Genomic DNA, 24,755 nt, shown 5'->3' on the forward strand with positions numbered 1-24,755 from the left:
CGATGCCTTCACCCCCGAGGAATGCGCCAACTACCTCAAAAATTCAGGCTATCGAACTTAATGCCATCACGCTTTAGACGATTTGCAGAGCACAGTGATCGAGCCAGGTGATCGCCAGAGGATCGAGGCGCAATTGACGTCTGCGAGGTCGCAGCTTTCGTCCAGTCTCGCAGGGGTGGCCGACCTCTCTCGTCGGCTGGGCGATGCTGCATCCAGGATTGACGGGGCGCTTGCCAGGCGCGCCGCGACCACGCCGGATCCGGCGTCAGCGTCAACGCTCCGGCAGCAACGCCCTAATCGTCCGGAAATGCGCGCTTGACGGTTTCCGATGGGTAGGCACCGAACACCGCACGGTATTGCGCGGCGAAACGGCCCATATGTGTAAAGCCCCATTTCAAGGCGACCTCGTACACGGGCAGCTCGTTTTCGGGGCTCGATAATTCCGCATGGACGGCTTCCAGCCGGATTCGTCGCAAGAAAGCCGCAGGCGTTGTATCGTGAAACCTGCGGAATCCGAGCTGCAGGGAGCGCTCGCTCACGCCAACGGCGACCGCTACGTCGACCATCGTCAGCGGTAGATGAAGATTGGCGCGCATGTGCTCGATGGCCTGCCGGACGTGCCGTGGCGTCACGTCGGGTGTCCGACGATCCAGCCGACCGCTCAGGCTGTGGGGCACATTCTCGAAGACGAGCCGCAGGGTGGCTTCCGTCAACAGAGCCATCGCTTTCGACGAGTGCTTCAGGATCTGCGGATCATGCATGCCCAGGACGATCGTGCGGGCAAGCTGATGCAGGGTCTGTCCCGTGCCCGTCGAGAGAGCGACGGTCGGAGCGAGATCCAGGTTCGTCAGCGCGGCGTTGCCGAACATTGCGCTGAGCATTTTCGCGACGATGCCAGCATCGAACTTCAGTATGACGTTCGAATGGTTTCCGTCGGCAGATGTCCTGATCTTGTGATGCTGCAGCATCGGAAGCGCGACGAGAGTGACGGTTGACGTCGTCCGTTGCACGGGTCTGGTACCCACGACCATGTCGGAGGCGCCGGCGCCGAGAAAGCCTATCGCAAGGTCTGCCTGAACGGCCTCACAGGAATAGGACCAGTCGCCGGAAACCCGAGTCCTCAAGACGCTGATTCCTGGTCCCATGACGACGTCCGAACGCCAGTGGAATGCGGTATCTATCTTGGGCGGTAAAGGTTTGATCGTGGGCGCAAATGAGGCAAACGAGGCGAGCAATGCGTCAAAGCCGGAGCCCGACAGGGCCGGAGCTACGTAGAAAGTGTCGTCGGGCAACGGGGGCTATCTCATAATCGGCTCGATGTTATAATTATATAGAATAATCATCGGGCATCGGCCCCGGGGTGGCGGAGCATTTCCATCCATTTCGCGCAAAGACTATCCAGTTTGCGCCGGAACCGCCGCCGGCAGCCTATTCCGGTTGCTCCCCTCAAAAAGAAAGCGGGCATGCCCTCGCATGAAGGCATGCCCGCTTGGAATTCATCTGCGAAACGCGTGCGCTCAGTGCACGCTCACCGCCTGCAATTCGTTGCTCCAGGCATTGGCGATCGCGGCTTCGCGGCTGTCGGTCAGCATGATCGGCGTGCCGTCGGCGGCGTGGAGCGCGAAGAGTTTCAGGCCCGGCGCAATCTTGGGCGCCTCGGGAAACAGGTCGGGCACGTCCTCCGAGCGGATCTGCTTCACATAGGCGATGTGGCCCTCGCCGAGGGTTGCCAGCGTCTCCGGTGAGACGTTGTTGGCTTCGTATTCGAACGCAACGTGACCGTTACTCATGGTCTCGACTCCTCTCTCGAAACTAAGCGGTCGAGTCCGCTACTCGTTCCATTATTCGTGCTCATTGATAGCGATTGTCTTAACGATCCTTTCCGGTTCCGGCCGGGCGAGATCGATCGACAACAGCCCGTTCTTCAGATCCGCACCCAGCACCAGCATCCCCTCCGCCAGCACGAACGTGCGCTGGAAGTGGCGCGCGGCGATGCCGCGATGGATGTATTGCCGGGTCTTGTCGTCCTGCTGACGCCCGCGGATCACGAGCTGGTTTTCCTCAATGGTTACATCGAGTTGGTCGCGGGTGAAGCCGGCGACCGCCAGCGTGATGCGTAACCGCTCGGGCTGGCCGTCCGACCGGTCACACCTCTCGATATTGTAGGGAGGGTAGCCGTCGGCGCCTTTGACGACCCGATCGAGCACGCGCTCGATCTCGTCGAAGCCCAGCAGGAACGGACTGGATAACGTGGGAACACGAGACATAGTTTACAAAGTCCTCGCGGAAAGCGACTTTGACGTTTCAGGGCCCTGAATGGCACCCCTTGTGACCCAATATGGGCATATCCCCGAGCGGGTTCAAGCACCTAGCCGGGGGCTGTGGATGGGCCGTGACGCCCAGCGCGGTCATTTTGCCATCGCAGATGCTTACAGATCGTAAGGGCCGGACCTCGCCGTCGCCCTGAGACGCAAGTCTGAGCACGATGACGTTTCGGGACGAATTATGCCAATGAAAACAAGTCCCCTTCTACTGTGCATGGGGTTGTTTTAAGATATCGCACCAGTAATCGAGAATTCCCATGCCCGATTCATATGGTGTGCCGCAGCCGGGCAACGCCGAGGACTATCAGCAGTTCATGCTTGCCCTCTATGACTTGATAGAGGATGCACGCAACCTAGGCGCCTGCGGTGACGGCATCGAAACGCTCAAGACAGCTCGTTTGCTGCTTCTCGATGATTTTGAGGCGAAACACCCCGGCTACGGCAGCGGGCGGGCCGTCTGGCGCTGACTCAGGCCTCGATCCGCGTCCGCCCGTCGCCGCTGAACAGATGCAGCTTTTGGCGGACTGCCGCGACCCGGATTTTCGCGCCGATCGGCGGGGCCTCGGCTCCGGGGATCCGGACGATGACCTCGCCGGGCGGCAGCTCGCCGGGCGTCGCTGCGACCTGCTGCTCGTCCTGCCGGCGCGAGCCATAGACGAAGGTCTCGGCGCCGACCCGCTCGATCGCTTCCACGGTGAGGGCGAGCGCGACGCCGCCGGCGGGCGTCTGGTCGGTGATGACGAAGTCCTCCGGGCGGATGCCGAGGATGCCGGCTTCCGCCACGCGGCCATTGCTGCCGAGCTGCGTCTTGATCTCGTCCGGCCGCGTCGACATCAGATTCATCGGCGGGGCGCCGATGAAGGACGCGACGAACGTCGTGGCCGGCTTCTCGTAGATCGCGAGCGGATTGCCGATCTGCTCGACCTGGCCGCCATTCATCACGACGAGGATGTCGGCCAGCGTCATCGCCTCGAGCTGGTCGTGGGTGACGTAGATCGACGTGGTGTTCAGCCGGCGCTGCAATTTGCGGATCTCGACGCGCATCGCGATGCGCAGCTTGGCATCGAGATTGGACAGCGGCTCGTCGAACAGGAACACTTTTGGCTGCCGCACGATGGCGCGGCCCATGGCGACGCGCTGTCGCTGACCGCCTGAGAGCTGGCGCGGCTTGCGCTCGAGCATCGGTGCGAGCTCGAGCACGCGCGCGGCTTCCTCGACACGGGTCTTGATCTCGGCCTCCGCCATGCCGCGATTGCGCAGGCCATAGGCCATGTTGTTGTAGACGCTCATATGCGGATAGAGCGCGTAGTTCTGGAACACCATCGCGATGTCGCGGTCGGCGGGCTCGACCTGGTTGACGACGCGGCCGCCGATGTCGATCTCGCCGCCGGTGATGGTCTCGAGCCCCGCGACCATGCGGAGCAGCGTCGACTTGCCGCAGCCGGAGGGGCCGACCAGCACGCAGAACTGGCCGTCGCCCACATCGACGTCGACGCCCTTGATGGCCTCGAAGCCGCCGGGATAGGTCTTGCGGACGTTGCGCAGAGTGACGTTAGCCATGAAAACTCACTTTTCCGTCTCGACCAGGCCGCGCACGAACAATTTCTGCATCGCGACGACGACGAACACCGGCGGCAGCATCGCGAGCACGGCCGTCGCCATCACGATCGGCCATTCGGTAAGCGCATCGTTGGTGGTCATCATCTTGCGGATGCCGACCTGGATGGTCTGCATGTCGTCGCGGGTCGTGATCAACAGCGGCCAGAGATACTGATTCCAGCCGAGGATGAAGAGGATCACGAACAGTGCCGCCATGTTGGTGCGCGAGAGCGGCAGCAGCGTATCCCAGAAGAACCGCAGGGGCCCGGCGCCGTCGATACGCGAGGCTTCCAGGAGCTCGTCCGGCACCGTCATGAAGAACTGGCGGAACAGCAACGTCGCGGTGGCCGATGCGATCAGCGGCAGCGACAGGCCGGCAAAGCTGTCGAGCATGTGCAGGTCGGCGACGATCTTGTAGGTCGGATAGATGCGCACCTCGACCGGCAGCATCAACGTGATGAAGATGATCCAGAAGATCGCCATCCGGAATGGAAAGCGGAAATAGACGATCGCATAGGCCGAGATGATCGAGATCGCGATCTTGCCGACCGCGATCAGCAGCGCCATGACAAGCGAGTTGAACATCATGTTGCCAACCGGCTCGCGAGTCGAGCCGCTCGTGCCGACGAAAATCGTCTGGTAGTAGACCTCGAAGAAATGTCCGCCCGGCAAGAGCGACATCTGACCGTTGGCGATCAGCGCGTTGTCCTGGGTGGAGGCGACGATCGCGATGTAGACGGGGAAGGCGACGATCGCGATCCCGATCCACAGGATGATATGGGCGACGTAGCGGCGGATGCCCTCTTCCTCGACCATCAGTAGGTCACCTTGCGTTCGACGAAGCGGAACTGGATTGCCGTCAGCACGATGACGAGCATCATCAGGATCACCGACTGTGCCGCGGAGCTGCCGAGATTTCCGCCCAGGAGCCCCTCGGTATAGACCTTGTAGACCAGTGTTACCGTCGATGTTCCAGGACCGCCACGTGTCATCGTATCGATGATGCCGAAGGTGTCGAAGAAGGCGTAGACGATGTTGATGACCAGGAGGAAGAAGATGGTCGGTGACAGCAGCGGGAAGGTCACGGTCCAGAACCGCCGCATTGGGCGGGCGCCGTCGATCGCCGCCGCCTCCATCACGCTCTTCGGGATGGCCTGAAGCCCGGCAAGGAAGAACAGGAAATTGTAGGAGATCTGCTTCCAGGCGGCGGCGAGGATGACCAGCGTTGCTGCCTGATTGCCATTGAGCAGCGGATTCCAGTCGATTCCCATGTCGCGCAGATAGCGCGAGAGGACACCGAGCGAGGGATGCAGCATGAAGATCCAGAGCACGCCGACGACCGGCGGGGCGACCGCATAGGGCCAGATCAGCAGCGTGCGATACAGCATGCCGCCGCGCATCGGCCTGTCCGCCATCACGGCCAGCAGCAGCGCCAGGGACAGCGACGAGAGCGCGATCGCAAACGAGAAGAAGAAGGTCCGGACGATCGCCTCGAAATAGGCGGGCTCCTTGAACAGTTCGACGTAGTTGTCGAACCAGACGAAACTCGTCGAAAGACCGAAGGCGTCCTGCAGCAGGAAGGATTGGATGACGGCCTGCAGTGCAGGCCAGTAGAAAAAGATCAGGACGATCGCGAGCTGCGGTGCAACCAGCGCGAACGGCAATAGCCTTGATTGGAAAATGGCTTGCTTTTGCATGATGTGAGGTGGGGCGGCAGGTCGCGCGATCGGCCTGCCGCCCATCGCCTTATTTCACGGCGGTCTTTTCGAACTGCCGGAGCATCGTGTTGCCGCGTTCGACGGCGGCGTCGAGCGCCTGCTTGGCGGTCTTCTTGCCGGCGAGCGCCTGCTCGATCTCTTCCGACCAGACGTCGCGGAGCTGCACCATGTTGCCGAGCCGCAGGCCGCGCGAATTCTCGGTCGGCTCCTTGTTGGTCAGCTCGATCAGCGGCGTTTCGAGATAGGGCTGATCCTTGTAGAAGCCCTCGGCCTTCGCCTTCTCGTAGGCCGCCTTGGTGATCGGCAGATAACCGGACGCCTTGTGGATGTAGACCTGACGATCGGTGTCCGACAGGAAGGTCAGGAATTTGGCGACGCCCTTGTACTCGTCGGCCGATTTGCCACCCATGATCCACAGCGAGGCGCCGCCGATGATCGAGTTCTGCGGGGCGCCCTTGACGTCCGGATAGTAGGGCATCGGCACCGCGGTGAAGTTGAACTTGGCCTGTGCCTTGACGTTGCCGAAGAAGGCCGAGGAGGTCAGGTAGATCGGGCATTCGCCGGAGGTGAAGCGACCCTCGCCGGTGTTGGTGCGGCCGGCATAGTCGTAGGTCTTGTCCTTCTGCAACTCGACGAGGTTCTCGAGATGCTTGACCTGCAGCGGACCGTTGAACTCAAGAACGGTGTCGAAGCCGTCGAGACCATTGGCCTTGGTCGAGAGCGGCACGTTGTGCCAGGCGGAGAGCTGCTCGAGGTTGACCCAGGTCACCCAGGAGCCGGAGAAGCCGCAGGTGGAATAGCCGGCGGCCTTCAGCTTCTTCGCATCGTCGAACACTTCCGGCCAGGTCTTCGGAATGTCGGCGATGTTGGCCTTCTTGAGCGCGTCGAGATTGATCCACATCACCGTGGATGACGAGTTGAAGGGGAAGGACAGCATTTCGCCCTTCGAGGTCGAATAGTAGCCGGTGATCGCGGGCAGGTAGGCCTTGGGGTCGAACTTCTCGCCGGTCTCGGCCATCAGCTTGTAGACCGGTTTGACGGCGCCGGTCGCGGCCATCATGGTCGCGGTGCCGACCTCGAAGACCTGCATGATGTGCGGCGCATTGCCAGCGCGGAAGGCCGCGATGCCGGCGTTCATCGTGTCGGCGTAGTTGCCCTTGTAGGTCGGAATCACCTTGTAGTCGCTCTGCGACGCATTGAAGTCGTTGGCGAGCTTGACGATGACGTCGTTGTTCGCGCCCGTCATCGCGTGCCACCACTGAATTTCGGTCGCGGCCAGCGCAGGCGAGGCGGCAAAGCCGAACGTGGCGGCAATGGTGGCAGCCGCAGCAAATTGTCGAAGAGCCATCAAGTAAACCTCCCTTGGGCCGTCATCAAAGTGCGCTTGCGCTAGCAGCGCCATGTGACGTTCACGTGACTGTGTAAGCGGCCGAAACGAAAGCGGCAAGCGCCGCAAAAGGGAAGCCGTCAAATAGGCGAAGAGGCCTTCGCAAGGCAGGCCGTCCGCGGCGCACTATCGTGCGTCGCGCCGCAGTGCGGCATCGTTGGGCGAAAAGCGAGTACCGTCGGCGGCGAATGGCGTACGTAGAATCGGTGCAGCTCCGGGCTCCCCTTAACCTCTCCTGCTTGCGGGAGAGGTCGGCGCGCAGCGCCGGGTGAGGGCTCCATCCTCTGGTGGATTGTCCCGTTGGGGAGACACCCTCTCCCCAACCCTCCCCCGCGAGAAGGGGGAGGGAGCGCAGCGTCGGTGCCGTGCGCTCTTTTCCCGTCACAACCCTCAGCGCTTGCGCTCGGGACCGCAGACCACGCCGTTCTCGACCAACGTCTCGATCTCGGCCCCGGAATATCCGAACTCGCCGAGCACCTCTGCGGCGTGCTGGCTGAATTTCGGCGGCACGCGGCGCAGGCTCGGCTTGCTGCGATCGAGCCGGATCGGCGAGGCGACGCCCTTGTACCAGTCCTTCTCGATGACGTCGCCGCGGTAGATCGTATGCGGATTGTTCAATGCCTGGTCGATCTTCTGCACGGGGCCCGCGGGCAGTCCGGCCGCGAGCAGGCGGTCGCACAGCGGCTCGGCCTCGTGCTGGCTGAACACCGCGGCAAGCTCGGCGCGCAGCGCCTCGCGATTGGCGATGCGGTCCTTGTTGCGCGCAAAGCGCGGGTCCGTGCCGAGCTCGGGCTTGCCGATCTCCTTGGCCAGCTTGCGGAACGTGCCGTCATTGCCGACGCCGATGAAGATGTCGTCGGTTTTGGTCGGGAAGATCGCATAGGGCACGAGATTGGGATGTTCGTTGCCGGTCAGGCCGGGGGGCTTGCCGTGCATGAAGTAGTTCGCGGTGTGCGGATGCATGATGGCGAGGCCGGTCTCGTAGAGCGTGGTCTCGAGGAATTGCCCAAGCCCTGAGCGCTGCCGCTCCGACAGCGCCATCAAAATGCCGATCGCGGCATAGAGTCCGGTGGTGATGTCGACCAGCGGCACGCCGATCCGCATCGGTCCGCTTTCCCTGGAGCCAGTCGCCGCGATCATGCCGGTCATGGCCTGGATGATGGCATCGTAGCCGGGATTGCCGCCGCGCGGGCCGTCGGCGCCGAAACCGCAGATCCGGCAATGCACGAGGCGCGGAAATCTTTCGCGCAGCACCTCGTTGCCGATGCCCCATTTCTCCAGCGTGCCGGGCTTGAAATTCTCGATCAGGACGTCGGCCGTCTCCAGCATCTTGAGCAGCACGGCGCGGCCGCCTTCGGAGGCGAGGTCGAGGCCGATCGAGCGCTTGTTGCGGTTGATGCCGACGAAGTAGGCCGCGTCCTCCTCATGGAAGGGAGGTCCCCACTCGCGCACCTCATCGCCCGCGGGCGGCTCGACCTTGATTACGTCGGCGCCGTGGTCGGCGAGAATCTGCGTGCAATAGGGGCCGCCGAGCACGCGCGTGAGATCGATGACGCGCAGTCCACTCATCGCACCGATTGCTACTTCGGAAGTCATGACGGCAACCTTCGTTTCGGCTCGTTGATCTCTGTTCGATCACAGGCCTAGCGAGGTTCGCAAGAGCCAGCAATGGCTCCCGGCGTAGAGCCGCATGCGCCGCCGCGGCCATCCCGCGACGTGGCGTAGCAAGGCGGCGAGTGGCTGGCTCGAGGGGGATCTCGGGCCAGCCAGGGTCGCCTTTGGCCTCACGCAACCTTCAGGCGGACGTCGACGTTGCCACGGGTCGCGTTGGAATACGGGCAAACCTGATGGGCCTTCTCGACCAGTGCCTCGGCCTCCGCGCGGGGAACGCCGGGCAGCGAAACCACGAGCTCGACGTCGAGGCCAAACCCGCCCGCCGAGCGCGGACCGATGCCGACCGTCGAGGTCACCGAGGTGTCGGCGGGAACCTTCGGCCCACCCTGGGAGGCCACGAACTTCATCGCGCCGATGAAGCAGGCGGCGTAGCCGGCCGCAAACAGCTGCTCGGGATTGTTGCCCGCGCCGCCTCCGCCGCCGAGCTCCTTCGGGGTGGTGAGCTTCACGTCCAGCGCGCCGTCGAGGGTCGCAGCATGGCCGTCGCGGCCTCCGGTGGCCTTGGCGCTGGTCTTGTAGAGGACATTCACGGACATCGTCGTCTCCCTGGTTTCCGGTTGGGGTGCGCCCATATTGCAGACAATTAGATTGCGCGCAATCTAAAATGGGGCAGCCTCACATTTAATTGTTCGCAATTGAATTGGCCGTCGCGGCGTCTCACAATGCGAAGCGAATCTCGAAAGGTTCTCCATGGCTCGGAAACAACTGGCCGCCGACCAGCCGCTGCGGCTCGACAACCAGATCTGCTTTGCGGTCTATTCGGCCGCGCATGCCTTCAACCGCGTCTACAAGCCGCTGCTGGACCGGCTCGGCCTGACCTATCCGCAATATCTGGTGATGCTGGTGCTGTGGGAACGCGACGGCGTGCCGCTGAAGGATATCGGCGAGCGGTTGTTTCTGGATTCCGGCACGCTCACGCCGCTCCTCAAGCGCCTCGAGGCCGCGCAACTCGTCAAGCGCACGCGCTCGACCGAGGACGAGCGCAAGGTGCTGATCGCGCTGACGCCGCAGGGACAGGCATTGAAAGACAAGGCGCGCAGCGTGCCGCAGTCGATCCTGGCCGCATCCGACTGCACGGTGCCCGAACTGGTCGCGATGAAAAACGAGATCGTCGCGTTGCGCGATCGGCTGAATGCGGTGATTGGGGAGTAGGGCGGGCGGCTCTAGCAGAGCCGTTTTTTCGAGAAGGCGCGGCCTGAGTGCGACTTGAGATATTTCTCGAACGCCAAGGCTTTCAGTTTGTCAGGGAAAGCGCAGTACCAGACCAGCTTCCACGGCTTGAACTTCGCGGTGTGAGCGGATCTGCCGGCGTTGTGCTCCGGGACCCGTCGCTTCAGATCTTCCGTGGCACCGATGTATTCCTGATCAGGAAACTCGATGCTGCGGATGATGTAGACGTACCACATTGATGGCTCACGTCGGGGCAGTCGTCTGAGGGGAAGCGGGGATAGAACGTGTGGCAGTCCGTCTTCGCCCTTCGGGCACCGCGCGGCTGCGCCACGCGTAGCCCGAAGGGCGGAGCGTGGTGGAGCCAGGCGGGATCGAACCGCCGACCTCTTGCATGCCATGCAAGCGCTCTCCCAGCTGAGCTATGGCCCCTTAACCATCCGGCACGCCTTGGGCAGCGCGTCGGGAAAGACCCAGAACCACAGTTCTGGAATTATCTCAAGTCTCTTCATCACCTCCGACATCACCAATGATGTCGGTTACGTCCTCATCACCCTCTTCGTCGTCGGCGATGAAGGTCGAATCATCGTCATCGTCGTCCTCGAGGGTCTCATCGACCTCGATGTCGTCCTCTGATTCGGGCACGGCGGCCTTGACCTTGCCGGTGTTCTCCTCGGCATCGGCCTCCTCGAGGGAGACCATCTCTTCGGTCTCGGCCGGTTCCGGCGCGGTGTCCTGGGCCACGCTGCGCGCTTCGGCGCCGCGGGTCGGGCGCGCCGGCGCCACCGGCGCAATCGGCACCACCTCGCCAGTATATGGCGAGATCACCGGATTCTTGTTGAGGTCATAGAACTTCTTGCCCGTGGTCGGGCAAATGCGTTTGGTTCCGAGTTCGGACTTGGCCACGGCAGGAATCCTGGGAATGTCTGAAAAGCGGTGCTTCACTTGGCTAGTTGGCGGCCCGCTGTCAATAGCGCATTGCGGAGGAAAGACATGCCCGTGACGGCGGACTGACCATGTGATACCTGCGCCCGCGAGCCCCCGGGGACCATTCGAGGTCCATCTGCGGGCATTCAAGGACACAATCTTGGCTCATTCCGACCAACCGAGACCACTTCAGTCCCGCGCCAGCGGCGCTCTGACCGGGAACGTACGGGTCCCCGGGGACAAGTCGATTTCGCACCGCTCGCTCATTCTGGGCGCGCTGTCGGTCGGCGAAACTCGGATCAATGGCCTCCTGGAGGGCGAGGACGTCCTCAACACCGCCAAGTCCATGCAGGCGCTCGGCGCCACGGTCGAGCGCACCGGGGATTTTGCCTGGCGCGTGCGCGGGGTCGGCGTGGCCGGCTTTGCGCAGCCCAACGCGCCCCTGGATTTCGGGAACTCGGGGACCGGCTGCCGGCTGGTGATGGGGGCCGTCGCAGGCTGCCCGATCTCGGCGGTATTCGACGGCGACGCCTCGCTGCGCAGCCGTCCCATGGGCCGGGTGCTCGATCCGCTGGAGAAAATGGGAGCCAAGGTCGTCGCCGTTGGCGAGGGCGGTCGTCTTCCGCTGACGCTCCAGGGCGCGCGCGATCCCCTGCCGATCACCTACAAGACGCCCGTGGCCTCGGCCCAGATCAAGTCGGCCGTGCTGCTGGCGGGCCTGGCCGCGCCGGGGACGACGACCGTCATCGAGAGCGAGGCGAGCCGCGACCACACCGAGCTGATGCTCAAGCATTTTGGCGCCGATATCACGTCGGTAGCGGAAGGCCGGCATGGTCGCCACATCACACTCGTCGGCCAGCCTGAGCTGCACGGCGCCGCTGTCGTGGTGCCCGCCGATCCTTCCTCGGCAGCCTTTCCGGTCGTTGCCGCGCTGATTGCCGAAGGCTCCGATGTCGTGCTGTCCGACATCATGACCAATCCGCTGCGCACCGGGCTCTTCACGACGCTCCGCGAAATGGGCGGCTCGATCGAGGAGAGCGAGGTTCGCGGCGATGCCGGCGAGCCGATGGCGAGCTTGCGCGTGCGCGCCTCGAAACTGCGCGGCGTCGAGGTGCCGCCGGAGCGCGCGCCGTCGATGATCGACGAGTATCTGGTGCTCGCGGTGGCGGCGTCCTTCGCCGAAGGCACGACCATCATGCGCGGCCTGCACGAGCTGCGAGTCAAGGAATCCGATCGGCTGGCGGCGACCGCCGACATGTTGCGCGTCAACGGCGTGAAGGTCGAGATCTCCGGCGATGATCTGATCGTCGAGGGCAGGGGCCACGTGCCCGGCGGCGGTCTCGTCGCCACCCATATGGATCACCGGATCGCAATGTCGGCGCTGGTGATGGGCTGCGCGTCCGACAGGGGCATAAAGGTCGACGACACCGCCTTCATCGCCACCAGCTTTCCCGACTTCATTCCGATGATGCGTTCGCTGGGGGCCGATTTTTCATGATCATCGCCATCGACGGCCCCGCGGCCTCCGGCAAGGGCACGCTCGGCAAGCGCCTCGCACATCATTACGGCTATCGTCACCTCGATACCGGCGTGATCTACCGCGCTGTCGCCCATGCGCTGATCCAGGCGGGCGCCGACCTGCGTGACGAGGCGGCCGCCGTTGCGGTGGCTTTGGAACTTGATCCGGAAAAATTCGGCAATCCCGTCCTCAAGACCCAGCAGATCGGCGAGGCCGCCTCCATGGTCTCCGCAATTCCCAGGGTTCGCGAGGTCCTGGTCAATTTTCAGCGGCAATTCGCCCTCGACCCGCCCGGCGCTGTCCTCGACGGCCGCGATATTGGAACCGTGATCTGCCCCGATGCGGACGTGAAGATCTTCGTCGTCGCCGACCCCAAGGTCCGTGCCCATCGCCGCACCATGGAGGCCAGGGCACGGGGCGAGGAGGCGGACGAAGCGGCCGTGCTGGCCGACATCATTGCGCGCGACGAACGCGACCAGAATCGGCCGATTGCGCCCCTGAAACCTGCCCCCGATGCTTACTTGCTAGATAACTCCCAACTGGATATAGAAGGCGGCGTCCGGGCCGCCATCGACATCATCGAGGCCGTTCGAGCGGGCCGTCCGCGGGTTTAAGCCGCGGTCGTCATTGGAGGAAGAGCCCGCTCCCGTTCTTGAAGGTCGATATTCCGATCCCCGTTTTGGGACCGGCGACGATTTGAGGCTCCGGCAACAATTCAACGTATCGAACGCGCGGGCTCTCGCCGGCCCGCTCTTGCTGCTTTCAGGGGAAGACCCGGGGCAGCGAGCGGTCGCTCGAAGGTTTTGCGGACCTTCCGACACTGCGCGCGCGATACGCCCATCAACCCAACGGCCGGCAAAACGTCCGCAACTGGAGAACAAATGGCTTCGACTTCCGCTAATACCTACAGCCCCTCGCGTGACGATTTCGCCGCGATGCTCGATGAGTCCTTTGCAGGTGGTAATCTGCAGGAGAGCTCCGTCGTCAAGGGCAAGGTTGTTGCAATCGAAAAGGACATGGCCGTCATCGACGTCGGCCTGAAGACCGAGGGCCGCGTCGCGCTGCGCGAATTTTCCGGCCCCGGCCGTGAGAGCGACCTCAAGGTCGGCGATGAGGTGGAAGTATTCCTCGATCGCATCGAAAACGCCCTCGGCGAGGCCGTGCTGTCGCGCGACAAGGCGCGCCGCGAAGAGAGCTGGGGCAAGCTCGAGAAGGCGTTCCAGAACAACGAAAAGGTCAACGGCGTCATCTTCAACCAGGTCAAGGGCGGCTTCACCGTCGACCTCGACGGCGCCGTGGCGTTCCTGCCGCGCTCGCAGGTCGACATCCGCCCGATCCGCGACGTTGCGCCGCTGATGAACAACTCGCAGCCGTTCCAGATCCTCAAGATGGATCGCCGCCGCGGCAACATCGTCGTCTCCCGCCGCACGGTGCTGGAAGAGACCCGCGCCGAGCAGCGTCAGGAGCTGGTGCAGAACCTCGAAGAGGGTCAGGTCATCGACGGCGTGGTCAAGAACATCACCGACTACGGTGCGTTCGTTGATCTCGGCGGTATCGACGGCCTCCTGCACGTCACCGATATCGCGTGGCGCCGCGTCAACCACCCGACCGAGGTGCTCTCGATCGGCCAGACCGTGAAGGTCAAGATCATCAAGATCAACCACGAGACGCACCGCATCTCGCTGGGCATGAAGCAGCTGCTGGACGATCCGTGGCAGGGCATCGAAGCCAAGTACCCGCTGGGTGCGCGCTTCACCGGCCGTGTCACCAACATCACCGACTACGGCGCGTTCGTCGAGCTCGAGCCGGGCATCGAGGGCCTGATCCACGTCTCCGAGATGTCGTGGACCAAGAAGAACATGCACCCCGGCAAGATCGTCTCGACCTCGCAGGAAGTCGAAGTGCAGGTGCTGGAAGTCGATTCCGTCAAGCGCCGTATCTCGCTCGGCCTCAAGCAGACCATGCGCAACCCGTGGGAGGTCTTCGTCGAGAAACATCCGACCGGTTCGGTGGTCGAGGGCGAAGTCAAGAACAAGACCGAGTTCGGTCTGTTCCTGGGTCTCGAGGGCGACGTCGACGGCATGGTTCACCTCTCCGACCTCGACTGGAAGCTTCCGGGCGAGCAGGTGATCGACAACTACAAGAAGGGCGACGTGGTGAAGGCCGTGGTGCTCGATGTGGACGTCGAGAAGGAGCGTATCTCGCTCGGCATCAAGCAGCTCGAAGGCGACCCATTCGCCGAGCCGGGCGATGTCAAGAAGGGCGCGGTCGTGACCTGCGAGGTGCTCGAAGTGAAGGAAGCCGGGATCGAGGTGAAGATCACCGGTACCGACTTCACCACCTTCATCAAGCGCTCCGAGCTCGCCCGTGACCGCAACGACCAGCGCGCCGAACGCTTCGCCGTCGGCGAGAAGGTCGATGCCCGCGTCATCCAGTTCGACAAGAAGGCCCGCAAGGTCCAGGTGTCGATCAAGGCGCTCGAAGTTGCCGAGGAGAAGGAAGCCATCGCGCAGTACGGCTCCTCTGATTCGGGGGCGACGCTCGGTGACATCCTCGGCACCGCGCTCAAGAACCGCGGCGAGAACAAGTAAGCGTTACGCTTGTTTCGCAAACATCAAAGCCCCGGCATTTTGCTGGGGCTTTTTTGCGCCCGTAGCCCGGATGGAGCGCAGCGAAATCCGGGTATCTTTGCGCGGCGAGCCGATCCCGGATTATGCTGCGCTCCATGCGGGCTACGCGGTTACCAGCCTTGCTTTCTTCAAATTGCGTCGCAATTGATGTATCCAGATAAGCCGATGGTCACGCTGCGACTGCAAAAGGCGTGAGCCCACATATTTGGAGATTTTTCGATGTCGCTCGATTCGGACATCATCGTCGATCGCCGCCGGATCCGCCGCAAGCTGACATTCTGGCGCGTCGCTGCCGCGCTGGTCGCGATCGCGGCGATTGCGGGCTTTGCGCTCGTCGCGACGCCGGGCGTGCGCGGTACATTCGCGTCCGCCGGCTCGATCGCGCGCGTCCAGATCGATGGTCTGATCCGCAGCGATTCCGAGCGCACCCAGGCGCTGGAGCGGCTGGAGAATTCCCGCGCGGCCGCTGTCATCGTTCACATCAATTCGCCGGGCGGCACCACCGCCGGCTCCGAGCAGCTCTATGATTCGCTGACGCGGCTGAAGGCGAAGAAGCCGCTCGTCGTGGTGGTCGAGGGGCTTGCCGCTTCCGGTGGCTACATCACCGCGATCGCAGCTGACCACATCATCGCCCAGCAAAGCTCGCTGGTCGGCTCGATCGGCGTGCTGTTCCAATATCCGAACGTCGCCGATCTCCTGAAGATCATCGGCGTGAAGGTCGAGGAGGTGAAATCCTCGCCGTTGAAGGCTGCGCCGAACGGCTTCGAACCCACCAGCCCCGAAGCGCGGGCCGCGCTCGATGCACTGGTGAAGGACTCCTACGCCTGGTTCAAGGGACTGGTGAAGGAGCGCCGCGGCATGGATGACGCGCAGCTCGAGAAAGTCGCCGATGGCCGCGTTTTCACCGGTCGGCAGGCGATCGAGCTGAAGCTGATCGACCAGCTCGGCGACGAGAAAACTGCGGTGACATGGCTCGTCGAGCAGAAGGGCGTCAAGAAGGACCTGCCGGTTCGCGACTACAAGCTCGAGCCCCGCTTCGGCGATCTGCCATTCCTCAAGTCGGCGGCCACCGTCACGCTCGAAGCCATCGGTTTGAGCTCGCTGGCGCATCAGATCGAGCGCAGCGGCGTCACGCAGGCGGTCGATCGGATCGGTTTGGACGGAATGCTCGCGCTGTGGCAGCCCGCCGCGTCAAATTGACCGGGAACCGGGCGAGGCCGAGAGGGTTTTCCCGTTCGGCTTGTGCTGTGACAGACCCCCTTTCAGACCTTTGTCACGCACTTTAGCGCTGTCCAAGCTTGATTTAGCGTCTTGACAGATCAAGGCATTTTCACGGAAATGGTCATCCGCACGCTTCCGGGTCCTATCTCTCGATGATCAAATCCGAACTTGTTCAGCGTATCGCCGAGCACAACCCGCACCTTTACCAGCGGGATGTCGAGAACATTGTGAATGCGATCCTCGAGGAGATCGTCGCAGCGCTCGCGCGCGGCGATCGGGTCGAGCTGCGCGGCTTCGGTGCTTTTTCGGTGAAGCATCGCCCCGCGCGCGCAGGGCGCAATCCGCGCACCGGCGCCCATGTGCCCGTCGACCAGAAGAGCGTCCCGTTCTTCAAAACGGGCAAGGAAATGCGCGAGCGGCTGAACCGCGACCATCCGGACCCTGGCGCGCCAGACTAGGGCCGACGCCCAGGTTTACCGGCGTGGCCGCTTGATGCGGCCACAAGCATGATTCAAGGCGAGCGATCGAGATGCGAAAATTCCTGACCGCGTTGATCGTGATTCCGTTCTTCCTGCTGCTCGTGGTCTTCGCCGTCGCCAACCACCATTTCGTCACGGTTTCCTTCGACCCCTTCAATTCGGCCGATCCGTCGCTGTCGGTCGCCCTGCCGTTGTTCCTGCTCCTGATCCTGGTGGCGTTTCTGGGAGTGCTGGCCGGTGGCTGTGCCGTCTGGTTCGGCCAGCGGCATTGGCGGCGGGCGGCGCGCCGGCACGAGGCCGATGCGCGCTCGGCGAGGTCCGAATTGGCGGACTTGAGGGCCTCCGCGGCCGCCTCGCGGCCCGATCCGCAGCGGCTGCCGGTCCTCCCCACCGGGGCCGGCCTTTACGGTCCCGTCGGGCGAGACAAGCAGCGCGCGACGTTGTAGAAGCGGCCGCATCGAAAACCCCGTTTTTCCGGCCGCGGCTTCGCGGCCTCCTTGCGCTTCGAGACCATGACCCTGCTCGTCAAAATCTGCGGCCTGTCCACGCGCGAGACGCTTGACGTCGCGCTCGACGCCGGCGCCGACATGGTGGGGTTCGTGTTCTTTCCACCCTCGCCCAGGCATCTGTCGCTGGAAACCGGGCGGGATCTCGGCCGGCAGGTCAAGAAGCGTGCGCTGAAGGTCGCGCTCACGGTGGATGCCGACGACGCGACGCTCGACAACATCATGGACGCGCTGTCGCCGGACATTCTTCAGCTCCACGGCAAGGAGAGCACCGCGCGGCTGCGCGACATCAAGCAGAGGTTCGGCCGCCCGGTGATGAAGGCGCTGCCGATCGAGACGGCGGCCGATCTCGCGGTGCTGCCCGGCTACGCCGCGGTCGCCGACCGCATCCTGTTCGATGCCCGTCCGCCGAAGGACGCAACCCGGCCTGGCGGGCTGGGCGCGCCCTTCGACTGGCACCTTTTGGAAAACCTCGATCTGAAGCTGCCCTATATGGTCTCCGGCGGGTTGCACGCCCAGAACGTCGCAGAGGCCCTGCGACTCACCGGCGCCGGCGGCGTCGATGTCTCCTCCGGGGTCGAGAGCGCCCCCGGCGTGAAGGACCCGGAGATGATCAAAGCCTTTATTCGCGCGGCGCGCGCCACCCAAGAGTTGAGCGTACGATGAACATCGCCAAACCAAACTCCTACCGCAGCGGCCCGGACGAGCGCGGCCATTTCGGCATCTTCGGCGGGCGCTTCGTCGCCGAAACCCTGATGCCGCTGATCCTCGATCTGGAGAAGGCCTACAACGCGGCCAGGGCCGATCCGGCCTTCCAGGCCGAGATGAACGGCTATCTCAAGAACTATGTCGGCCGGCCCTCGCCGCTCTATTTCGCCGAGCGCCTCACCGAGCATCTCGGCGGCGCAAAAATCTACTTCAAGCGCGAGGAGCTGAACCACACCGGCTCGCACAAGGTGAACAACGTGCTTGGCCAGATCATGCTGGCGCGGCGCATGGGCAAGAAGCGCATCATCGCCGAGACCGGCGCCGGCCAGCACGGCGTCGCCACCGCGACGCTTTGCGCGCGCTTCGGCCTGGAATGCGTGGTCTATATGGGCGCCGTCGACGTCGAGCGGCAGCAGCCCAACGTCATACGCATGGAGATGCTGGGCGCCAAGGTGTTTCCGGTGCAATCGGGCACGCGCACGCTGAAGGACGCCATGAACGAGGCGCTGCGCGACTGGGTCACCAACGTGCACAACACCTTTTACTGCATCGGCACGGTGGCTGGTCCCCATCCCTATCCGACGCTGGTGCGTGACTTCCAGTCGGTGATCGGCAATGAGACCAAGGTGCAGATGCAGGAAGTCGAAGGCCGGCTGCCCGATTCGCTCGTCGCCTGCATCGGCGGCGGCTCCAATGCCATGGGCCTGTTCCATCCCTTCCTCGACGATCCCTCGGTCGAGATCTTTGGCGTCGAGGCTGCGGGCCACGGGCTCACGCAATTGCATGCGGCCTCGATCGCGGGCGGCCGTCCCGGCGTGCTGCACGGCAACCGCACCTATCTCCTGATGAACGAGGACGGCCAGATCCAGGACGCGCACTCGATCTCGGCCGGTCTCGACTATCCCGGCATCGGCCCCGAGCATTCCTGGCTGCACGAGATCGGCCGCGTCAACTATCTCTCCGCGACCGACGACGAGGCGCTCGCAGCATTCCAGCTATTGTCGCGGCTCGAAGGCATCATCCCGGCGCTGGAGCCCGCGCATGCCATCGCCAAGGTGATGGAGCTCGCGCCGAAGCGGCCCAGGGATCACTTGATGGTCGTCAATCTCTCCGGCCGCGGCGACAAGGACGTCCCGCAAGTCGGCGATATCCTGAGGGGCAAGACCAAGTGACCACGCGTATCGATACCCGCTTTGCCGAGCTGAAGAAGCAGGGCCGCTCGGCCTTCGTCACCTTCGTGATGGCTGGCGATCCCGATCCGGCGACGTCGCTCGAGATCATCAAGGCATTGCCGAAGGCCGGCGCCGACGTGATCGAGCTCGGCATGCCCTTCACCGATCCGATGGCCGACGGCCCGTCGATCCAGGCAGCGGGCCTGCGCGCGCTCAAGGTTGGCATGACGCTCAAGAAGACGCTCGAGCTCGTGCGCGGCTTCCGCAAGGACGACAATGCCACGCCGATCGTGCTGATGGGCTACTACAATCCGATCTACATCTACGGCGTCGACAAGTTTCTCGCCGATGCCAAGACCGCCGGCGTCGATGGCCTCATCATCGTCGATCTGCCACCGGAGGAAGACGACGAGCTCTGCCTGCCCGCGATGAAGGCCGGCCTCAACTTCATCCGCCTGGCGACACCGACGACCGACGACAAGCGCCTGCCGGCCGTGCTCGCCAACACCTCGGGCTTCGTCTACTACGTCGCCATCACTGGCATCACCGGTGCGGCTGCTGCCGATGCCACGGCCGTGAGCGAGGCGGTTGCGCGCATCAAGCGGCATACAAAATTGCCGGTCTGCGTCGGCTTCGGCATCCGGACGCCGGATGCTGCCCGCGCCATCGCATCGCACGCCAATGGCGCGGTGGTCGGCACCGCGCTGGTCGATGCCCTCAAGAACAGCCTCGATGCGGAGGGGCGCGCCACCGGCAAGACCGTTGACGCCGTCGCCGAATTGACCGCATCCCTCGCCCAGGGCGTGCGGGGCGCGCCGCAGGCGGCGGAATAGGCCATAATTCCGCTTCTAAAGCGCGATGAGGTTGAGTTGAATCGTCATCGCGCTTTAGCTCTTTGTTTGAGCATGATCTTGTCGGAAAACCACTTCACACTTTTCCGGATCATGCTCTAACGCGGGCCACATAGCGGCTTGCCGGGGAAAGTCCCGGCCGCCATATATCTCTTCAAGCCATCCCAGGGCGGGATGGCTAATCGGAGCAAACCATGAACTGGCTCACCAATGTGGTCCGGCCGAAAATCCGCAACATGCTGCGGCGGGAGACGCCGGAGAATTTGTGGATCAAATGCCCGGATTCCGGGCAGCTCGTGTTCTACAAGGACGTCGAGGCCAACCAGTTCGTCATCCCCGGCTCGAACTATCACATGCGCATGGGCGCGGTGGCGCGGCTCAAGTCGATCTTCGACAACGAGACCTGGTTCGACGTCGCTCTGCCGGAGGTCGCCCCCGATCCGCTGAAATTCCGCGACGAAAAGAAATATGCCGATCGCATCAAGGATGCGCGCGCCCGCACCAATCTGAACGATGCGATCAAGGTCGGCTACGGCAAGCTCGAAGGCGCCGCCGTCGTCATCGCCGTGCAGGACTTTGACTTCATGGGCGGCTCGCTCGGCATGGCCGCGGGCGAAGCCATCGTGCGCGGGCTCGAGCTCGCGGTCGAGAAGAAGTCGCCGTTCATCGTGTTCGCAGCCTCGGGCGGCGCCCGCATGCAGGAAGGCATCTTGTCGCTGATGCAGATGCCGCGCACGACTGTCGCCGTGCAGATGCTGCGCGAAGCCAGGCAGCCCTACATCGTGGTGCTGACCAACCCGACCACCGGCGGCGTCACCGCGTCCTATGCGATGCTCGGCGACGTGCAGATCGCCGAGCCGGGTGCGCTGATCGGCTTTGCCGGCGCCCGTGTCATCGAGCAGACCATCCGCGAGAAGCTCCCCGAAGGTTTCCAGCGCGCCGAGTACCTGAAGGAGCACGGCATGGTCGACATGGTCGTGCACCGTCACGACCTGCGCCCCACCCTGGCGCGACTCTGCCGCCTCCTGACCAGGTCGCCGGCACTCGAGGTCGTGTCGAAATCAGCGCAGCCGGTGACGAGCGCGGCGCAGATCGTATCGGCCCCCGAAGTGGCGCCGGCCGCACCGCACGCGTGAACGCCTCCGCTGACAGCGCAAAGCCGTCGCTCGGTGCTGTAGTCGAGCGGCTCTCGGCACTGCATCAAAAGCGTATCGATCTCGGGCTCGAGCGGATGCATCGCCTGCTCGAGCGGCTCGGCCATCCCGAGCGCAAGCTGCCGCCGGTAATCCACATTGCCGGCACCAACGGCAAGGGCTCGACGCTTGCCTATCTCCGCGCAACGCTCGAAGCAGCAAACCTGCGCGTTCACGCCTATACCTCGCCGTATCTGGTCCGGATCAACGAATGCTTCCGGCTCGGCCGCCTCAATGGCGGCGTGCTGGTCGGTGACGACGAGCTGCGTGCCGCGCTTGAGGAGGTCGAGCGCGTCAATGCCGGCGAGGCCGCGACCGTGTTCGAGCTCAAGACCGCCGCCGCCTTTCACTTGTTCGCGCAAAATCCGGCCGATGTGGTGCTGCTCGAAGTCGGCCTCGGCGGACGACTCGATTCGACCAACGTGATCGATACGCCCGCGGCCTCCGTGATCACGCCGATCAGCATGGACCACATGGATTTCCTCGGGGATAGCTTGAGCGCGATTGCCGGCGAGAAAGCAGGGATCATCAAGCGAGGCGTGCCCGTGATATCGGCCGAGCAGACGGGCGAGGCGACGGCGGTGATCGAAGCGCAGGCCAAGCGCATGCGTGCGCCGCTGTTTGCTGCAAACGAGGGCTGGCACGTCAATGTCGAGCACGGACGTCTCGTCTATTCCGACGATCGCGGTCTGATGGATCTTGCGGCGCCGCGCCTGTTCGGCCGTCACCAGTTCGACAATGCCGGCCTTGCGATCGCGACGCTGCGCGCGTTGAGCGCCTTCAAGATACCTCATGCGGCGTTCGAAGCCGGAATCCTCGGTGCCGAATGGCCGGCGCGGATGCAGCGGATCACCTCCGGAGCGCTGCTCGGCTGGGGACCACGGGGCTCCGAGATCTGGCTCGATGGCGGACACAACGCGGAGGGCGGCCGCGTCGCGGCCGCCGCGCTCGGCGATCTCGAGGAGCGGGTGTCGCGTCCCCTGGTCGTGATTGCCGGGATGATGGCCAACAAGGACGCGCAGGGGTTTCTGGCCAATTTCGCCGGCCTTACCCGCCACATCATCGCGGTGCCGATCCCGGAAACCGAGAACGCCATGCCGGTCGACCGGCTTGCGGATGCCGCGCGCAGCTTTGGCATGCGCGTCGAGATCGCGCCCGGCGTCGAGGCCGCGCTGCGCGCGCTGTCACGGCTCGCCCATGACGTGCCGCCGCGCATCCTGATCACCGGCTCGCTTTACCTCGCCGGTCACGTGCTCGACATCAACGGCACGCCTCCTGCATGAAACTCTCGTGTCCCGGACGCGGCGCGGCATGTCATGACGCGACGCAGAGCCGGGACCCAGTGCTTGTTTTGTGGGCCCCGGCTCTGCAGCGCATCACTACGTGCTGCGCTGCGTCCGGGGCACGAGATTGGGAACGACGATGCGTTTTGCCGCGATTGCCGACGTCCATGGAAACTATCTCGCGCTGGAGGCGGTGCTGGCCGATATCCGTGCACACGGCATCAAGGACATCGTCAATCTCGGCGACATGCTGAGCGGGCCGCTCGATGCACGACGGACGATCGATATCCTGATGTCTCTGGACGCCGTGCACGTACTCGGCAACCACGATCGCTATCTGCTCGACCGTCCTCCGGAGAAGATGGGCTCATGGGATCGTCCCGCCCATGGGCAGCTAGACGGTTCTCATCTTGACTGGCTACGCGCGCAGCCGATGACGCGCGTGTTTCGTGACCAGGTGTTCCTCTGCCACGCGACGCCGGAGGACGACGAGGTCTATTGGCTCGATACCGTTCATTCCGATGGGACCGTTGCGATGTCGCCGCTGGATCGCATCGAGCAGCTCGCGCACGGCATCGCGCAATCCCTGATCCTCTGCGCGCACACGCATCTTGCGCGCGCCGTGCGGCTACGTGACGGTCGGACGATCGTCAATCCCGGCAGCGTCGGCAGCCCCGGCTATCGCGATGAGCATCCGTATCCGCACCTCGTCGAGGCCGGCACGCCGCACGCGCGCTATGCGATCCTCGAGCTGGTGAACGGTGCGTGGCAGATGACGTTCCGCCACATCGCTTACGATCACGAGGCGATGGCCGCGCTTGCGCGGCGCAACGGTCAGGGTGAGCTCGCGAACGCGCTCGCGACGGGGTGGATCAGATAGACATCTTCGCCGTACCGGGCGGGGCCTGCTTCAGCATCTTCATGGGATCCGCCACCTTCTGCTTCAGCTGCACGAAGGTGCATTGCCGCGGTGCCTTGTCGGGTCGCCAGCGCTGGATCGAGGTGCCGTGGCGAAAGCGTTCGCCGCTGAAATGGTCGTAGCAAACCTCCACAACCAGCTTCGGCTTGAGTGGGCACCATTTCGCCGAGCGTTCGGTGGACCACCGGCTTGGACCGCCCGGCGCGTTGCCGGTGAAGCCGGGCTCGCCGATCAGCGCTTCCAGCTTCTCGGTCAGCGCCGGCTTCTCCCCCTGCTTCATCGCCGAGGTGAAGCCGACATGGTGCAGGAGGCCCTTGTCGTCATAGAGCCCGAGCAGCAGCGAGCCGACCACCTTGCGGCCGGCGATCCTGTTGGTCGCATAGCGGAAGCCGCCGACCACGCAATCCGCGCTGCGAAATCGCTTGATCTTCTGCATGCCGTCGCGCGTTCCGGCCTGATAGGGCAGGTCGACGCGCTTGGCGATGACGCCGTCCGAGCCGCCGCCGGATCGTGCCAGCCATTTTTGCGCGGTGGCAGGGCTCAACGTAACCGGTGAGAGACGGAAGTTCGCACCGTTCCGGAAACTGATTTTCGCGAAAGCTTCCAGCGCCGGCCTTCGTTCGCTCAGTGGCTTCCCTGCAAGCTGCTTGTCTTTGACGCTTTTCAGCAGATCGAACGCGAGAAAGAGCGCCGGCGTGTCCTGAGAGAGCTTCTTGACCCGGCTCGCGGCGGGATGAATTCGTTGCAGCAGCGCGTCAAAGGAAAAGCCCTTGCCCTGCAGCACGACGATCTCGCCGTCGAGCACGAAGCTGCGCGCCTTGAGCTTCAGTGCGGCGGCAACGAGCTCGGGAAAATAGCGCGCGAGATCCTCACCGGACTTGGAGCGAAGATCGACACTCTTGCCATCGCGCGAAAGCAGGCAGCGAAAGCCATCCCATTTCGGCTCGTACTGCCATTCCCGTCCGCGCGGGATAGCATCGACCGAGCGTGCCTCCATGGCAACGAGTGAGGTGGATCTGTGCGCGCGTTTTCCGGGAGGGGCAGGCAAGAGCGGGCCTCGTCAACTCAGGACATGCCTCCCAACGCAAAACGGCCGGCATTTCGCCGGCCGTTGTCGAAAATAATCGTCGCGAAAACGGATCAGACCGCAGCGGTGATCCACTGCTGCAGCTTTGCCTTCGGTGCTGCGCCGACCTGGCGCGAGGCCATCTCGCCGCCCTTGAAGATCATCAGGGTCGGGATCGACATCACGCCGTACTTCGACGCGGTCTTCGGGCTCTCGTCGACGTTGAGCTTGACGATCTTGACCTTGTCGCCCATCGCGCCGGCGATCTCGTCGAGCGCGGGGGCGATCATGCGGCAGGGGCCGCACCATTCGGCCCAGAAATCGACGACCACCGGGCCGTTCGCCTTGAGCACTTCGGCTTCGAAATCGGAATCAGAAACCTTACCAACGGCCATGGGGATACCTCGCACAA

General features: G+C 63.7%; 27 protein-coding genes and 1 tRNA gene. 14 read left to right on the forward strand and 14 right to left on the reverse strand.

The genetic code is table 11. The annotated features are described in order from the left end of the window. Positions 1 to 293: 293 nt before the first annotated feature. From SO180_RS25050 to SO180_RS25060, 3 genes are all read right to left on the reverse strand, one after another. Positions 294 to 1,292, reverse strand: a complete 999-nt coding sequence (locus tag SO180_RS25050) for an AraC family transcriptional regulator (protein ID WP_449381508.1) — start codon at positions 1,290 to 1,292, stop codon at positions 294 to 296. Positions 1,293 to 1,517: 225 nt separating this feature from the next. Continuing rightward, the gene (locus tag SO180_RS25055) at positions 1,518 to 1,790 is read right to left on the reverse strand and encodes a BQ00720 family protein (protein ID WP_027528273.1); all 273 of its coding nucleotides are present in this window, start codon (positions 1,788 to 1,790) and stop codon (positions 1,518 to 1,520) included. A gap of 51 nt (positions 1,791 to 1,841) precedes the next feature. Further along, positions 1,842 to 2,267 (reverse strand): Hsp20 family protein, encoded by a 426-nt coding sequence (locus SO180_RS25060; RefSeq protein WP_011083554.1) that lies wholly within the window; start codon positions 2,265 to 2,267, stop codon positions 1,842 to 1,844. A gap of 314 nt (positions 2,268 to 2,581) precedes the next feature. On the opposite strand from SO180_RS25060, the gene SO180_RS25065 reads away from it, so the two are divergent. After that, complete coding sequence (locus tag SO180_RS25065; protein ID WP_449381509.1) at positions 2,582 to 2,791, forward strand: hypothetical protein; 210 nt, start codon at positions 2,582 to 2,584, stop codon at positions 2,789 to 2,791. Between the two features lies 1 nt (position 2,792). Here SO180_RS25065 and SO180_RS25070 read toward each other — a convergent pair whose 3' ends face one another. The 6 genes from SO180_RS25070 to SO180_RS25095 form a co-directional block, all read right to left on the reverse strand. Continuing rightward, entirely contained in the window at positions 2,793 to 3,884 is a 1,092-nt protein-coding gene (locus SO180_RS25070) for a sn-glycerol-3-phosphate import ATP-binding protein UgpC (RefSeq protein WP_449381510.1), read from the reverse strand. A 6-nt stretch (positions 3,885 to 3,890) separates the two neighbouring features. Then, positions 3,891 to 4,739 (reverse strand): sn-glycerol-3-phosphate ABC transporter permease UgpE, encoded by an 849-nt coding sequence (gene ugpE / locus SO180_RS25075; protein WP_449381511.1) that lies wholly within the window; start codon positions 4,737 to 4,739, stop codon positions 3,891 to 3,893. Beyond that, on the reverse strand, positions 4,739 to 5,620 hold the full coding sequence (gene ugpA / locus SO180_RS25080; protein ID WP_449381512.1) for a sn-glycerol-3-phosphate ABC transporter permease UgpA: 882 nt from the start codon (positions 5,618 to 5,620) through the stop codon (positions 4,739 to 4,741). The genes ugpE and ugpA overlap by 1 nt, the downstream gene beginning before the upstream one ends. Before the next feature lie 49 nt (positions 5,621 to 5,669). Further along, positions 5,670 to 6,989 carry a sn-glycerol-3-phosphate ABC transporter substrate-binding protein UgpB gene (ugpB, locus tag SO180_RS25085; RefSeq protein WP_449381513.1) on the reverse strand — a complete coding sequence of 440 codons (1,320 nt, stop codon included), beginning with the start codon at positions 6,987 to 6,989 and terminating at the stop codon, positions 5,670 to 5,672. A gap of 429 nt (positions 6,990 to 7,418) precedes the next feature. Next, the gene (locus SO180_RS25090; protein WP_449381514.1) at positions 7,419 to 8,624 is read right to left on the reverse strand and encodes a CaiB/BaiF CoA transferase family protein; all 1,206 of its coding nucleotides are present in this window, start codon (positions 8,622 to 8,624) and stop codon (positions 7,419 to 7,421) included. Positions 8,625 to 8,812: 188 nt separating this feature from the next. After that, positions 8,813 to 9,238 carry an organic hydroperoxide resistance protein gene (locus SO180_RS25095; protein WP_449381515.1) on the reverse strand — a complete coding sequence of 142 codons (426 nt, stop codon included), beginning with the start codon at positions 9,236 to 9,238 and terminating at the stop codon, positions 8,813 to 8,815. Positions 9,239 to 9,392: 154 nt separating this feature from the next. Here SO180_RS25095 and SO180_RS25100 point away from each other — a divergent pair, with 154 nt between their 5' ends. Beyond that, complete coding sequence (locus tag SO180_RS25100; protein ID WP_449381516.1) at positions 9,393 to 9,854, forward strand: MarR family winged helix-turn-helix transcriptional regulator; 462 nt, start codon at positions 9,393 to 9,395, stop codon at positions 9,852 to 9,854. Positions 9,855 to 9,865: 11 nt separating this feature from the next. Here the strand turns inward: SO180_RS25100 and SO180_RS25105 are convergent, their stop codons facing one another. From SO180_RS25105 to SO180_RS25115, 3 genes are all read right to left on the reverse strand, one after another. Further along, positions 9,866 to 10,108, reverse strand: a complete 243-nt coding sequence (locus SO180_RS25105) for a GIY-YIG nuclease family protein (RefSeq protein ID WP_449381517.1) — start codon at positions 10,106 to 10,108, stop codon at positions 9,866 to 9,868. A 117-nt stretch (positions 10,109 to 10,225) separates the two neighbouring features. Next, a tRNA-Ala gene (locus tag SO180_RS25110) sits at positions 10,226 to 10,301 on the reverse strand. Positions 10,302 to 10,367: 66 nt separating this feature from the next. Continuing rightward, positions 10,368 to 10,775, reverse strand: a complete 408-nt coding sequence (locus SO180_RS25115) for a TIGR02300 family protein (protein ID WP_449381518.1) — start codon at positions 10,773 to 10,775, stop codon at positions 10,368 to 10,370. Between the two features lie 181 nt (positions 10,776 to 10,956). Between SO180_RS25115 and aroA the strand changes: the two genes are divergently transcribed. The 12 genes from aroA (at position 10,957) to SO180_RS25175 (ending at position 23,238) form a co-directional block, all read left to right on the forward strand. Further along, positions 10,957 to 12,294 (forward strand): 3-phosphoshikimate 1-carboxyvinyltransferase, encoded by a 1,338-nt coding sequence (gene aroA, locus SO180_RS25120; RefSeq protein WP_449381519.1) that lies wholly within the window; start codon positions 10,957 to 10,959, stop codon positions 12,292 to 12,294. After that, the gene (gene cmk, locus SO180_RS25125; RefSeq protein WP_449381520.1) at positions 12,291 to 12,929 is read left to right on the forward strand and encodes a (d)CMP kinase; all 639 of its coding nucleotides are present in this window, start codon (positions 12,291 to 12,293) and stop codon (positions 12,927 to 12,929) included. Before aroA ends, cmk begins: the two co-directional genes overlap by 4 nt. Positions 12,930 to 13,196: 267 nt before the next feature. Continuing rightward, positions 13,197 to 14,906: a 30S ribosomal protein S1 gene (gene rpsA, locus SO180_RS25130; protein WP_449381521.1), complete on the forward strand. Its 1,710-nt coding sequence runs from the start codon at positions 13,197 to 13,199 to the stop codon at positions 14,904 to 14,906. A gap of 258 nt (positions 14,907 to 15,164) precedes the next feature. Then, positions 15,165 to 16,145, forward strand: a complete 981-nt coding sequence (sppA, locus tag SO180_RS25135; protein WP_449381522.1) for a signal peptide peptidase SppA — start codon at positions 15,165 to 15,167, stop codon at positions 16,143 to 16,145. A gap of 173 nt (positions 16,146 to 16,318) precedes the next feature. Further along, positions 16,319 to 16,624 carry an integration host factor subunit beta gene (locus tag SO180_RS25140; RefSeq protein WP_007598410.1) on the forward strand — a complete coding sequence of 102 codons (306 nt, stop codon included), beginning with the start codon at positions 16,319 to 16,321 and terminating at the stop codon, positions 16,622 to 16,624. Positions 16,625 to 16,695: 71 nt separating this feature from the next. Beyond that, positions 16,696 to 17,091: a lipopolysaccharide assembly protein LapA domain-containing protein gene (locus SO180_RS25145; protein WP_449381523.1), complete on the forward strand. Its 396-nt coding sequence runs from the start codon at positions 16,696 to 16,698 to the stop codon at positions 17,089 to 17,091. 66 nt (positions 17,092 to 17,157) lie between these two features. After that, positions 17,158 to 17,817, forward strand: a complete 660-nt coding sequence (locus SO180_RS25150) for a phosphoribosylanthranilate isomerase (protein WP_449381524.1) — start codon at positions 17,158 to 17,160, stop codon at positions 17,815 to 17,817. Continuing rightward, complete coding sequence (gene trpB, locus SO180_RS25155; protein ID WP_449381525.1) at positions 17,814 to 19,031, forward strand: tryptophan synthase subunit beta; 1,218 nt, start codon at positions 17,814 to 17,816, stop codon at positions 19,029 to 19,031. Before SO180_RS25150 ends, trpB begins: the two co-directional genes overlap by 4 nt. Continuing rightward, a complete protein-coding gene (gene trpA / locus SO180_RS25160) occupies positions 19,028 to 19,864 on the forward strand; it encodes a tryptophan synthase subunit alpha (RefSeq protein ID WP_449381526.1) in 837 nt (278 codons plus the stop codon). Before trpB ends, trpA begins: the two co-directional genes overlap by 4 nt. Positions 19,865 to 20,076: 212 nt before the next feature. Beyond that, positions 20,077 to 21,018, forward strand: a complete 942-nt coding sequence (accD, locus tag SO180_RS25165) for an acetyl-CoA carboxylase, carboxyltransferase subunit beta (protein WP_449381527.1) — start codon at positions 20,077 to 20,079, stop codon at positions 21,016 to 21,018. Next, on the forward strand, positions 21,015 to 22,358 hold the full coding sequence (locus SO180_RS25170) for a bifunctional folylpolyglutamate synthase/dihydrofolate synthase (protein ID WP_449381528.1): 1,344 nt from the start codon (positions 21,015 to 21,017) through the stop codon (positions 22,356 to 22,358). The genes accD and SO180_RS25170 overlap by 4 nt, the downstream gene beginning before the upstream one ends. 139 nt (positions 22,359 to 22,497) lie before the next feature. Continuing rightward, complete coding sequence (locus SO180_RS25175) at positions 22,498 to 23,238, forward strand: metallophosphoesterase family protein (protein ID WP_449381529.1); 741 nt, start codon at positions 22,498 to 22,500, stop codon at positions 23,236 to 23,238. On the opposite strand, the gene SO180_RS25180 is transcribed toward SO180_RS25175, so the two are convergent. Both SO180_RS25180 and trxA read right to left on the reverse strand, forming a co-directional pair. After that, positions 23,231 to 24,274 carry an ATP-dependent DNA ligase gene (locus SO180_RS25180; RefSeq protein WP_449381560.1) on the reverse strand — a complete coding sequence of 348 codons (1,044 nt, stop codon included), beginning with the start codon at positions 24,272 to 24,274 and terminating at the stop codon, positions 23,231 to 23,233. The two genes, SO180_RS25175 and SO180_RS25180, sit on opposite strands and share 8 nt — an antisense overlap. A gap of 143 nt (positions 24,275 to 24,417) precedes the next feature. Then, positions 24,418 to 24,738, reverse strand: a complete 321-nt coding sequence (trxA, locus tag SO180_RS25185) for a thioredoxin (RefSeq protein ID WP_027528295.1) — start codon at positions 24,736 to 24,738, stop codon at positions 24,418 to 24,420. Between the last annotated feature and the right edge of the window lie 17 nt (positions 24,739 to 24,755).

It is taken from the genome of Bradyrhizobium sp. UFLA05-112, from assembly GCF_053572325.1.